The following is an 11025-nucleotide window of genomic DNA, read 5'->3' as shown; positions in this document are numbered from 1 at the left end:
TCGAGCCAGTCGTGGTCGTTGACCTCGCTGTGCTCCAGAAACGGGCGATTGATCTCGGGATCGGACAAGGCGTCGAGGCATTCGGCGTCGCTCATCCCGGCGGTGGCATCGTCGCCCTCGGAGAAGAAGTCGAAGGTGCCGTGCCGAAAGAAGTGCTCGAGGTTTTCCAGGCGATCGCTCAGGTAGTCGGCGAGCACCTCGCATCCGCCATCGAGTGCGGCAATCGCCTCAATGAACTCGCCCGGGTCACCGCCGGCGCGGAAAACAACCGAGTTGATCATGCCGTGCAGACGCTCGTGACTGGCGTCACCATAACGCCGCTCGAGAACGACTGCGCGGGCAAACTGCTCGGGCGAGACCAGCAGGTTGACCACCGATTCGCGCGAGGCGTCGAAATCGCGCAGCACGGCCAGCAGGTCCTTGGCCGGTAACTCGTCCATGGCGACGACCAGCGCCTGATCGCCGTCGGTTTCGACGAGCGAAGCCAGCGCGGTCTCGGCGCCAACGATGTCGCCCGCGTGTATCAGCCTGGCCGCCTTGACAACGACTGGATGGTTCATCGTTCAATCACCTGAAAAACGATCGCGCCGTTCGAAACCCTGTTCGGCCAGCCAGTCGGCACCGTCGTCGGCCAGATCGCCGTCTTCGCCGTCCTCGCCCGCGTTGTCACCATTGGCATCGGCGGCGCTCTCCTCGGCGAGCGCTGACGAATCCGGGCGGCCCTGCAGATACTCGAGGCACGCGGCGATGACCAGGAAACGGTCGCCAGCCGCGTCGCCCAGGACGATCTCGGCGAGTTTTTCGGCCCACGGCGTCAGCCGGACGGCGTCGCTGATCGCTGCCCAGGACGGCAGCCTGTGCGGCTCGCGCCCGACCAGTTCGCTGATCACCTGCGGTTGGCTGAAGAAGACGCCGCCATGAAAAGCCGCAGCGACCATCTCGGGACTGACCTCGAGCATAGGCAGAAGTTGCGCTAGCTGGCCACGCTTGGTGCGCAGGCGTTCGGCGAGGACGTCCTTACCGGCTGAATCGGTGCTCAAATCCTCGATTTCGGCTTCGTAAGCCGATTTCATCTCGGCGAAGAAAGGGGACAGCTTCAAGACAGCACTCCTGCGAGATAGTGATTCCAGATTTCCTGCGCCGTTTCGAGCGGCTTTTCGAGCAGATTGCGCCGGCGGTTTTCGTCGTAATCATGCCGGCGCCGGGCATCGGACAAGGTTTCGTAAGCTTCCTGAACGTCGCGAAAGCGCTCCGGGGCTTCCGGCGAACGGTTCCGGTCCGGGTGGTACTGCTGGGCGCTCCGCCGATACGCCAGCCTGATTTCGGCGAGCGGCGCATCGCTGGCAATGCCCAGCACGGCGTAGTAGTCCTTCATGATCGCATCAAGCGCTCAGACCCAGCCGTTGCCAGAGCGTCCGGGTCAGCGCGACCTGGTTCAGCGTGTAGAAGTGCAAGCCCGGCGCGCCGGCGGCGAGCAGCTTTTCGCACAGTCGGCCGACGACCTCGAGACCGAACTCGCGGATCGACGCGCTATCGTCACCGTAGCTTTCGAGCTGCCGTCTGATCCAGCGCGGAATCTCGGCACCGCAGTTGTCCGAGAAACGGGCAAGACTGCTGTAGCTGGCGATCGGCATGATGCCGGGAACGATCGGCGCCTCGATGCCGATCGCCCGGCAGCGGTCGATGAAGCTCTCGTAGGCCTCGAAGTTGTAGAAATACTGGGTGATCGCCGAGTTGGCGCCAGCGGCGAGCTTGCGCTTGAAAGCGAGCAGGTCGTCCCGTGGGCTTTTCGCCTGCGGGTGGCATTCGGGATACGCCGCGACCTCGATATGGAACCAGTCGCCCGTCTCGGCGCGAATGAACTCGACGAGTTCATTCGCGTAGCGAAACGTTCCCGGGCGCGCCATTCCCGACGGCAGGTCGCCGCGCAGGGCAACGAGCTGGCGAATGCCGTGGGCGCGGTACTGCTCGAGGATGTTGCGTATGCTTTCGCGCGTCGAGCCGATGCACGACAGGTGCGGCGCCGCGCTGTGCCCTTCGCGCTGAACCTCCAGCACCGTCTCCAGCGTGCGCTCGCGCGTCGAGCCGCCGGCGCCAAAGGTCACCGAGAAGAACTTCGGGCGCAGCAAGGCCATCTGCGCGCGCGCCGCGCGCAGCTTTTCGGCGCCTTCCGAAGTCTGCGGCGGAAACAGCTCGAGGCTGAAGATGCGTCGGCTCTCGCTCATTGCAGCGGCAGCCTCAGTAGCGGTAATGGTCGGACTTGTACGGACCCGCTTTCGGCACGCCGATATACGCGGCCTGCTCGTCGGTCAGTTCGGTAAGCACGGCATTCAGTTTCCTGAGCTGCAGACGGGCAACCTTCTCGTCCAGATGCTTGGGCAGCGTATAAACGCCCACCGGATAGTCGGCGGTACGCGTAAACAGCTCGATCTGGGCAATCGTCTGGTTGGCAAACGACGAACTCATGACGTACGACGGGTGACCGGTGGCGCAACCGAGATTGACCAGCCGACCCTTGGCGAGCAGGATGATCCGCTTGCCGTCGGGGAAGATCACGTGGTCTACCTGCGGCTTGATTTCCTCCCATTGATAGCCCTCGATCGAAGCAACGTCGATCTCGTTGTCGAAATGCCCGATGTTGCAGACGATCGCCTGGTCCTTCATTTTCAGCATGTGCGCGTGCGTGATCACGTGGTAGTTGCCGGTCGCCGTGACGAAGATGTCGGCCTTGTCGGCGGCATAATCCATGGTGACCACGCGGTAGCCTTCCATCGCCGCCTGCAGCGCACAGATCGGATCGATTTCGGTCACCCAGACCTGCGCCGAGAGCGCGCGCAAAGCCTGTGCCGAACCTTTGCCGACGTCGCCGTAACCGCAGACCAGCGCAACCTTGCCAGCGACCATCACGTCGGTGGCGCGCTTGATTCCGTCGACCAGCGATTCGCGGCAGCCGTACAGGTTGTCGAACTTCGACTTGGTCACCGAGTCGTTGACGTTGATTCCCGGAAAGGCGAGTTCGCCGCGCGCGTGCATCTGGTAGAGCCGGTGGACGCCGGTGGTGGTTTCTTCGGTCACCCCCTTGACCGCCGCGAGGCGGCGCGAATACCAGGTCGGATCGCTCGCCAGCCTGGCGCGAATCGCGGCGAAAAGCACCGTTTCCTCCTCCGAGGTCGGCTTGGCGAGGACCTCGGGAGCCTGCTCAGCGCGCGCACCGAGGTGCAGGAGGAGCGTCGCATCGCCACCGTCGTCGAGGATCATGTTGCTGTACCCGCCATCCGGCCACTCGAAGATGCGGTGCGTATACTCCCAGTAATCGGCGAGCGACTCTCCCTTGACGGCAAAAACGGCGATGCCGGCAGCCGCGATCGCCGCCGCCGCGTGGTCCTGCGTCGAAAAGATGTTGCACGAGGCCCAGCGAACTTCAGCCCCGAGGGCGAGCAGCGTTTCGATCAGAACGGCGGTCTGAATCGTCATGTGCAGCGAGCCGGTAATCCGCGCGCCCTGCAGCGGCTTGCTGACGGCGAATTCTTCGCGAATCGCCAGCAGGCCGGGCATTTCTGTTTCAGCAATACGGATTTCCTTGCGGCCCCAGTCAGCCAGGCGAAGGTCGGCAACAACGTAGTCATGTCTTTCGATGGAAGCATCCGGCACGGTAGAACTCCTTGCAAGCGGTGACCGGGAAGGGGGGAAAAGCCGCGGCATTGGCCGGCAGAAGGGTCTCGGCCGGGCCCACCCGTTGCCCCATCCCCGGTCAGGGTTGGTTGGATGAGCGCCGTTGGGAGAATCCGAGCCTCGAACCGTCGGTCCACGGTTCTGCAGCGCTCCTCGGATTGCGCTGAATTATATCCCGGTTTGCGCCTTGCCGAGTCTGCCGAGCGGAAGCAGCCAGCGCTCACCGGCGGACCGCACGGCCCGCCGGCGCACGCTCCGCCTCAGCGGCGCGGGCGGTCGAACCTGCCGCCGCCGTCCATTTTCTCGATCCGGCTCTTGACGAAAAGCCGTGCCTTTTCCTTCTGCGCCACGTCGAGGCTGTCGTAGACCTGCAGCCAGCGCTCGCGGTTTGCTTCACGCTGCTTGCGTCCCGCTTCGCGCGCTTCGTCCATCTGGGTAACGATGGCGCGCAGGTCGGCGTTCGGCTGGCTGAGCATGCTCAGCGCCGCCGCGCGTTGGCCGCGCATCTGCGTGCGCATCGCGTCCATGCCCTCGCGGGAGAACCGGCTGGCCTCCTGCCAGAGCGCTTCCTGTTGCGGGTTGAGTTTGAGTTCGTCGTGCAGGCGCGACAACTCGCGCAGCACATGCCCGGCGCGATGTTCGAGGGCACCGCCAGGAGGGCAGCAATCGGGCGGTGCGGCGAGCAGCGGACCGCTGGCGCCGAAGCTGAGCAACAGAGCAAACAGCGCGTGGCGCGGTGAGATTTTCCAGTTCATCAGACAACTCCTTCTTTCGGTTGATGGGCTCCGCCCGGCAGGAAGCGGTCGAGCGCTTCGCCTGCGGTGCAGACATTCTCGCGCAGCAGCCAGTTACAAGGCATTTCGCCGAGCAAGGACTTCGTTGCAAAATGTTGCGCCGCCACAGACGTAACCGACAGGCGGCATAGAATGGCGGCTGTTCTCCCGACGACGGTCACGCACGTGAAAAAGATCCTGCTCATCGATGACGACCCGGAGCTGCGCCAGTTGCTCGCCACCTATCTCGGGCGGCAGGGTTACGACACGCTGCTGCTGCCCGACACGCGTCAGCTCGACGCCTTTCTCGAACGCTACCAGCCCCAGTTGCTGATTCTCGACCTGATGCTGCCCGGCGAGGATGGCCTGAGCGCCTGCCGCCGCCTGCGCGGGCGCGGCGAGGCGCGCCCGATCATCATGCTCACCGCGCGCGACGAACCGGTCGACCGCGTGATCGGTCTGGAGATGGGCGCCGACGACTACCTCGGCAAGCCTTTCGACCCGCGCGAACTGGTCGCCCGGATCGAGGCCGTCCTGCGCCGTGGAGGACGGCCCCCGGCATCCGAACCGCAACGCGGCACAGTCCGTTTCGGCGAATGGCTGTTCGACCGCAGCACGCGCCAACTGCTCAAGGACGGCTGCCCGGTCGCCCTGACCAGCGGCGAGTTTGCCTTGCTCAATGTGCTGGTCACGCATGCCAATCAGACGATGAAGCGCGAACGCCTGATCGAGCTGACGCGCCGCGAGGGCAGCGATTCGTTCGACCGGGCAATCGACGTCCAGATCCATCGTCTGCGCCGCCTGCTCGAACGCGATCCCGCGCAACCGCGTTATCTGCAGACGGTCTGGGGCGTCGGCTACGTTTTCGTGCCCGATGCGGCGAGCGAAGTGGCCGCGCCACGATGCGATTCCTGAGCTTTTCGCTCGCCGGGCGAACCGTCCTGCTGGTCATCGCGGTAATCGCAGTGACCGAAATCGCGACGTTTTCGCTGATCAGCCGCTATCGGCGAGCCTGGCACGTCGATCAGACGGTACATCTGATTGCCGGACAGATCCGGCTGCTGCAAAGCGCGCTGCCCGGGCTGAACGAGGAAAGCCGGCGCCGCCTGAGCGCCAGCGACAGCCAGCAGGGCCTGCAGTTGCGCGCCGACGGGCCGCACGTGCCGAGCCAGCCGGCGCAGTTTCGCTTCGCCCGGCGCCTCGCCGACGAACTCGACGAACACCTGGGCGAACCTGTCCTGCTGCGGCACAGCGGTCCCGGGCTGCGTGGTGGCCTGTGGATCGGTTTCCACTCGGGCGGCGAACGCTGGTGGCTGGTTCTGCCGCCACCGCGCTTCGAGCCGCAGGACCTGCCGCGCGAACTCTGGCTGCGCCTGGCCGGAACGCTGGCGGTCGTTCTGCTGATCGCCGTACTCTTCGTGCGCGGCATCGTCGGCCCGCTGGCGCGCCTTGGCGAAGCGGTCACCGCTACCGGTGACGGCGCCGCGCGCACGGTCACACCGGAAGGTCCGGCCGAAGTCCGCCGGCTGGCCGAGCGCCACAACCGGATGCTCGATCAGTTGGCGAGCGCTGCGGCCGAACGGCGCGAGATGCTCGCCGGACTGACGCACGACCTGCGCGCGCCGCTGGCGCGCCTGCGTCTGCGTCTGGCCCTGCTGGAAAGCGACGGCGAACGCAGCGGCCTGACGCGCGATGTCGATGACATGGAACGTATCGTCGCCCAATGCCTGGCCTTTCTGCGCAGCGAACAAGGCGGACGAACGCCGCAAGCGCTGGCCGTCGTCGCTTTCCTGCGCGAAGCCGTCGCCCGCCAGCGCGAACTCGGCCGGCCGCTGACGCTGACCGTCGACGAAACGCTCGGTGAGCGCCGGGTGATGATCGCCGCCAGCGACCTGCAGCGCCTGCTCGACAACCTGATCGACAACGCGCTGCAGCACGGCGCCCCGCCGATCGAAGTGACGCTGACGCAGCGCCAAGCGTCGACGCTGGTGCTCAGCGTACGCGACCACGGACCCGGAATTGCCCGCGCTGATCGCGAGCACGCGCTCGAACCCTTTGCTCAGCTCGAACCGGCGCGCGCCACCGACGGCAGTTGCGGTCTCGGCCTGGCGATCGTCCGGCGCATCGTCAGCGGCTGCGGCGGCAAGCTCAGCCTGAGCGATCCGCCGGACGGCGGGCTGGAAGTGATCGTCGAATTGCCGGCCACCTGAACCGGCGAGCGGCTACCCGCTCGCCGACATCGCCTGAGCAATCGCCTCATCGACCTGGTCGAGAAAGACGAACTCGAGCCGCTCGCGTGCTTCCACCGGCACTTCGTCGAGATCGCGGCGGTTCCTCGCCGGCAGGAGGACACGCCGAATCCCGGCGCGCATCGCGGCGAGCACCTTGTCTTTGATCCCGCCGACCGGCAGCACCAGTCCGCGCAGGCTGATTTCGCCGGTCATCGCCGTGTCGTTGCGCACCGGCCGCTCGCTGAGCAGCGAAACAAGCGCGATGAAGATGGCGACGCCGGCACTTGGACCGTCCTTCGGGATTGCGCCGGCCGGCACGTGAATATGGATGTTGCTCTTCTCCAGACAAGCGGGCGGCAGACCGAGGCTGCCCAAGCTTGTCTTGACCAGCGTCAGGGCGGCCTGCGCCGACTCCTTCATCACTTCGCCCAGATGCCCGGTGAGGATCAGCTTGCCGTCGCCAGCCGTCTGGCTCGCCTCGATGAACAGGATGTCGCCGCCGACCGGCGTCCACGCCAGCCCGGTGGCAACGCCGGCCAGGCTGGTGCGCAGGGCGACTTCGTTGTCGAACTTGCTTGCGCCTAGAATCCCGACGAGATCGTCGGCGCCGACCTCCAGCGCCGAGACGCTCCCCTCGGCGACGCTTACCGCCGCCCGCCGGCAGACCGCGGCGATCTGCCGCTCGAGCGAGCGCACGCCGGCCTCGCGCGTGTAGTCGCGGATGATCGCCGCAAGCGCACCGTCGCTGATCGCAAGCTGCCCCTCCTGCAGGCCGTTGTGCACGATCTGGCGGGCGAGCAGATAGCGCCGGGCAATCTCGAACTTCTCCTCGTGCGTATAGCCGGGCAGTTCGATGACTTCCATGCGGTCGCGCAAAGGCCCGGGAATGTTGTCGAGAACGTTTGCCGTCGTAATGAACAGCATCCGCGACAGGTCGAAGGGCAGCGCCAGGTAATTGTCGCGAAATGAGTTGTTCTGCTCCGGATCGAGCACCTCGAGGAGCGCCGCCGATGGGTCGCCCTGAATCCCGCTGCCCAGCTTGTCGACTTCGTCGAGCATCATCACGCAGCCGCGCGAACCCGCCTTGCGGATCGCCTGGATGATGTTGCCCGGCAAGGCACCGATGTAGGTGCGCCGATGGCCGCGTATCTCCGCCTCGTCGTGGCAACCGCCGAGCGAGGCGCGGACGAACTTGCGGCCGAGCGCGCGCGCGATCGACTGGCCGAGCGAAGTCTTGCCGACACCCGGTGGCCCGACGAAACACAGGATCGGCGCATGACCTTTCGGGTTGAGCTTGCGCACAGCGAGAAACTCGACAATCCGCTTCTTCACCTGGGCCAGGCCGAAATGGTCGGCATCGAGGATTCGTCTGGCTTCGCCGATCTCGATCCGGTCGGCTTCCGGCTCCTTCCACGGCAGTTCGACCAGCCAGTCGAGGTAGGTGCGCAACAGCGAATACTCGGCTGAACCATCGGACATGTGCTCAAGCCGGCGCAACTCCTTGTTCGCCTGAGCAGCCACTTCCTCGGGCATTTCGGCCTCGACGATCGCACGTCGCAGCGTCGCCAGCTCGGCAGCGTTTCCCGCTTCGCCCTCGCCCAGCTCGTGCTGAATCGACTTCATCTGCTCGCGCAGCAGGTACTCGCGCTGATGCTGGTCGATGCTCGCCTTCGTCCGCTCGTCCAGCTCGCGCGACAGGCGCAAGACCTCCAGGCGCTTGATCAGACATTCGAGAACCAGTTCGAGTCGCTGCTGGACATCGATCGTCTCGAGCACGCGCTGTCGCTCGGCCAGCTTGATCTCGGCGATGCTCGCCACCAGATCGGCCAGCGGACCAGGCTGGCTGACGCTCTTCACCGCCTCGACGAGTTCACGCGAGACCTGCGGCAGGAACTGCAGAACTTCCAGCGCGCGCTCGCGCAGTTGCAGCACACGCGCCTCGGTCTCGCTATCGCTCGCCTCGGCCTCGTCGAGGCGCTCGACACGCGCCACCAGGAACGGATGCTCGGCCACATACTCGCGCACGGAAAAGCGCTGCAAGCCCTGACAGACGATGACGTGCGTACTGTCCGGCAGCGTCACGTAGCGCAGAATGTTGGCCAGCGTGCCAACCCGGCTCAGATCGTCCGGACCCGGCGTCTCGATTTCGGCGTCGTGCTGCATCAGGATGCCGACCGGATGATCGGTCTTGACCGCCTGCTGTGCGGCGATGATCGAGGGCTGACGACCAATCGTCAACGGCAGGATCATGCCGGGGAAAAGGACCACATTGCGGATCGGCACGATGATCAGGGCATCGTCCGCAATGGGCAGCATGCCCGGGTTGCCGCGCTCCCGGCTGCGCTCGGCCGACATCCTCGCCGCCCTGCTCAGCGGTGACGCAGAACGAGCAGCAGACAGCCGTCCGCGAGCGACTGCTGGACCAGCCGGTACCTCCCCGGCGGCAGCGGCACGCGGCGTTCGAAACGGCCATAGGGGATTTCCAGGCGGCGAATCGCCATCCCTGGCGAGGCGCAAGGCCGCGGCCGCTCGCCGCGCACCAGCAGACCGGCTTCGTCGAGGACCACCTCGATCTGACACGGACTGACGCCGGGCAAAGCGACCAGCAGCCTGAGTTCGTCGGCCTCCTCGTACAGATCGACCGCGGGTTCCCAACAGGGCCCCGCCCACTGTGTCTGCAGAGAAACGAAACGATGCTGCAGTCGCTCGGCGCCCTGCAGAAGCTCAAGCGCTTCCGTCCAGGCGACGAACACCCCTTCACGAGATCTCATGGCTTTCGTCCTCGACCGACCTGCCGCGCGCAACACGGCGCAGCCGGGTAGTATAAGCCCGCCGCGGGTCAGCTCGCCGCAGCAGCGAGCGGCGGCAGACGCGACCGTTGGGCGCTGGTCAGCCGCCAGACGGCGCGCTGGCACGCGGAAGGCTGCGCCATAGTGCGGGGATTTCGGGCGAGGTGCGAGGTCATGCAGAAGAAGGGAAGCGAAGGCCTGCTGGCCAAGTGGAGCCCGCCGCGCGCGAGGCGCCTGCTGCGGCGGCAACGGTTGCTGCGGCGGCTCGACGCCTTGCTTGCAGAATCGTCGGTGTGGATTACCGGGTCGCCAGGTGCCGGCAAGACCGCTCTGATCGCAAGCCATGTTGAGACACGCTCCCTGCCGGCGCTCTGGTACGACGCCGACCACGGCGACGCCGACCCGGTCGTCTGCTGCGACTACTTGCGGCGGGCAGCGCAGCACTTTCGCGGCCAGGCCGCAGCGCTTCCCGCCGCCGAACCGCTGCTGACGGGCCGCCTGGAACGCTTCCTGGCGCACTTCTTTGCCACCTTCTACCGCGCCATTGCGCCTCGCCAACTGCTGGTATTCGACAACTGCCATCAGGCGGTGGGCATGCCAGATTTCCAGGAACTGCTGCGCATCGCCTGGCGCGAAACCCCGTCGGGCGTGCGCTGGCCGATCGCCAGCCGCACGCGCCCTCCACCTTCGTTCTCGCGCTTGCTGGCGAACGGCTGGCTCACTGTGCTGCCGACCGACGAGTGGCGCGCGCGAGGACGCTGCGCTTGCGCAGGCTGATTCTCGCCTCAGCCGAACGCCTCATGACTCGCGGTTGGCACCGGACGCTGAACGCCTGGTTGCGGGCGATGCCCGACGATCTGTCGCTCGCCGACCCCTGGCTGGCGTACTGGCGCGGCGTCGCCCTGGCGCCGTTCGACGCGGCGGCAACGCATGCCCATCTCGAACGCGCCGACCGCCAGTTCGTGTTACGTCCCGCCCTGTTCGAGACTCCTCGTCGCGAGCTATTCGGAGGTGAGACAAGAGGAAAGTCCCACGCTGTAGTCTGGCGGATTTGGCCCGGCGACAGGGTGGGACAAGGGGCTTATCGGGATCGCGGATCGCTGGTCGGGAAGCGCCAGGGTTCCTCGGGATCGTAGAGCTTCCTTTGGCGATCATGATGACGGCGGAGTTGGACGAAGTAGTGGCTCTCGCAGGCGGTGGCGAGGTGGAAGAGGAAGTCGCAGAGCGCGACGGCGGCTTCGTCGGAGAGGCCCCCGGGGAAGAGGCGGTTGCGGCGACGGCTCATCGGAGTTCCTCGATGGCCAATTGCAACAGGTCGTCGGGCAGATGATTGAGCCCGCGCGGTACCGCCAGACGCATGGCGGTACGCAGAATGCGCGCCGCATGCCGGGGCAGTCCCTTGCTCGCCTGACGCAGGATCTCCAGGCCCGAATCGCTGAGCAGCGTCTGCGTGCAGCCGGCGTGCTTGAACCCGTGTTCGATCAGCCGCGCGAAGCGTTCGCGCTCGCTGTCGCGGCCAACCTGAAAGTGGTCGCCGTGAGCCGGCGTGAAGTTGGATGT

General features: G+C 66.0%; 12 protein-coding genes, 1 pseudogene and 1 riboswitch. Of the genes and pseudogenes, 3 read left to right on the top strand and 10 right to left on the bottom strand.

The annotated features are described in order from the left end of the window. From RKP46_RS20015 to RKP46_RS19990, 6 genes are all read right to left on the bottom strand, one after another. Positions 1–560, bottom strand: a 560-nt coding sequence (locus tag RKP46_RS20015; protein WP_311108259.1) for a hypothetical protein, incomplete at its 3' end; no start/stop codon positions are given. A gap of 3 nt (positions 561–563) precedes the next feature. Continuing rightward, positions 564–1100: a hypothetical protein gene (locus RKP46_RS20010; RefSeq protein ID WP_311108258.1), complete on the bottom strand. Its 537-nt coding sequence runs from the start codon at positions 1098–1100 to the stop codon at positions 564–566. Beyond that, positions 1097–1375 (bottom strand): DnaJ domain-containing protein, encoded by a 279-nt coding sequence (locus RKP46_RS20005; RefSeq protein WP_311108257.1) that lies wholly within the window; start codon positions 1373–1375, stop codon positions 1097–1099. The genes RKP46_RS20010 and RKP46_RS20005 overlap by 4 nt, the downstream gene beginning before the upstream one ends. Before the next feature lie 7 nt (positions 1376–1382). Next, positions 1383–2225 carry a methylenetetrahydrofolate reductase [NAD(P)H] gene (gene metF, locus RKP46_RS20000; protein WP_311108256.1) on the bottom strand — a complete coding sequence of 281 codons (843 nt, stop codon included), beginning with the start codon at positions 2223–2225 and terminating at the stop codon, positions 1383–1385. 13 nt (positions 2226–2238) lie between these two features. Continuing rightward, complete coding sequence (gene ahcY / locus RKP46_RS19995; RefSeq protein WP_311108255.1) at positions 2239–3651, bottom strand: adenosylhomocysteinase; 1413 nt, start codon at positions 3649–3651, stop codon at positions 2239–2241. A gap of 109 nt (positions 3652–3760) precedes the next feature. Continuing rightward, positions 3761–3833: riboswitch (S-adenosyl-L-homocysteine riboswitch) on the bottom strand. Between the two features lie 99 nt (positions 3834–3932). After that, positions 3933–4427, bottom strand: coding sequence for a periplasmic heavy metal sensor (locus tag RKP46_RS19990; protein WP_311108254.1), 495 nt, complete (start codon positions 4425–4427; stop codon positions 3933–3935). Positions 4428–4598: 171 nt separating this feature from the next. Between RKP46_RS19990 and RKP46_RS19985 the strand changes: the two genes are divergently transcribed. Together RKP46_RS19985 and RKP46_RS19980 are read left to right on the top strand one after the other, a co-directional pair. Beyond that, positions 4599–5360 (top strand): response regulator, encoded by a 762-nt coding sequence (locus RKP46_RS19985; protein WP_311108253.1) that lies wholly within the window; start codon positions 4599–4601, stop codon positions 5358–5360. Then, entirely contained in the window at positions 5348–6655 is a 1308-nt protein-coding gene (locus RKP46_RS19980; protein WP_311108252.1) for an ATP-binding protein, read from the top strand. Before RKP46_RS19985 ends, RKP46_RS19980 begins: the two co-directional genes overlap by 13 nt. A 12-nt stretch (positions 6656–6667) precedes the next feature. Here the strand turns inward: RKP46_RS19980 and lon are convergent, their stop codons facing one another. Further along, positions 6668–9031: an endopeptidase La gene (gene lon / locus RKP46_RS19975; RefSeq protein ID WP_311108251.1), complete on the bottom strand. Its 2364-nt coding sequence runs from the start codon at positions 9029–9031 to the stop codon at positions 6668–6670. A gap of 14 nt (positions 9032–9045) precedes the next feature. Beyond that, the gene (locus tag RKP46_RS19970; RefSeq protein WP_311108250.1) at positions 9046–9447 is read right to left on the bottom strand and encodes an Hsp20/alpha crystallin family protein; all 402 of its coding nucleotides are present in this window, start codon (positions 9445–9447) and stop codon (positions 9046–9048) included. 192 nt (positions 9448–9639) lie between these two features. Between RKP46_RS19970 and RKP46_RS19965 the strand changes: the two genes are divergently transcribed. Next, entirely contained in the window at positions 9640–10242 is a 603-nt protein-coding gene (locus RKP46_RS19965; RefSeq protein WP_311108249.1) for a hypothetical protein, read from the top strand. Between the two features lie 304 nt (positions 10243–10546). Here the strand turns inward: RKP46_RS19965 and RKP46_RS19960 are convergent, their stop codons facing one another. Both RKP46_RS19960 and RKP46_RS19955 read right to left on the bottom strand, forming a co-directional pair. Then, positions 10547–10750, bottom strand: a complete 204-nt coding sequence (locus tag RKP46_RS19960) for a hypothetical protein (RefSeq protein ID WP_311108248.1) — start codon at positions 10748–10750, stop codon at positions 10547–10549. Then, positions 10747–11025: pseudogene (locus RKP46_RS19955) on the bottom strand (hypothetical protein); the annotation flags it as partial. The pseudogene RKP46_RS19955 and the gene RKP46_RS19960, both read right to left, overlap by 4 nt.

The organism is Accumulibacter sp., from assembly GCF_031732815.1.
In the GTDB taxonomy this organism is placed as follows: Bacteria; Pseudomonadota; Gammaproteobacteria; order Burkholderiales; family Rhodocyclaceae; genus Accumulibacter.
The sequence above is the reverse complement of the archived record's forward strand: the minus strand, read 5'-3'. Positions and strand labels throughout refer to the sequence as shown.

What these genes read in the sequence shown, in the direction of transcription:
- RKP46_RS20005 (WP_311108257.1), bottom strand. Translation starts at nt 1,375, where the DNA reads ATGAAGGACTACTACGCCGTGCTGGGCATTGCCAGCGATGCGCCGCTC.
- metF (WP_311108256.1), bottom strand. Translation starts at nt 2,225, where the DNA reads ATGAGCGAGAGCCGACGCATCTTCAGCCTCGAGCTGTTTCCGCCGCAG.
- RKP46_RS19990 (WP_311108254.1), bottom strand. Translation starts at nt 4,427, where the DNA reads ATGAACTGGAAAATCTCACCGCGCCACGCGCTGTTTGCTCTGTTGCTC.
- RKP46_RS19985 (WP_311108253.1), top strand. Translation starts at nt 4,599, where the DNA reads ATGGCGGCTGTTCTCCCGACGACGGTCACGCACGTGAAAAAGATCCTG.
- RKP46_RS19980 (WP_311108252.1), top strand. Translation starts at nt 5,348, where the DNA reads ATGCGATTCCTGAGCTTTTCGCTCGCCGGGCGAACCGTCCTGCTGGTC.
- lon (WP_311108251.1), bottom strand. Translation starts at nt 9,031, where the DNA reads ATGTCGGCCGAGCGCAGCCGGGAGCGCGGCAACCCGGGCATGCTGCCC.
- RKP46_RS19970 (WP_311108250.1), bottom strand. Translation starts at nt 9,447, where the DNA reads ATGAGATCTCGTGAAGGGGTGTTCGTCGCCTGGACGGAAGCGCTTGAG.
- RKP46_RS19965 (WP_311108249.1), top strand. Translation starts at nt 9,640, where the DNA reads ATGCAGAAGAAGGGAAGCGAAGGCCTGCTGGCCAAGTGGAGCCCGCCG.
- RKP46_RS19960 (WP_311108248.1), bottom strand. Translation starts at nt 10,750, where the DNA reads ATGAGCCGTCGCCGCAACCGCCTCTTCCCCGGGGGCCTCTCCGACGAA.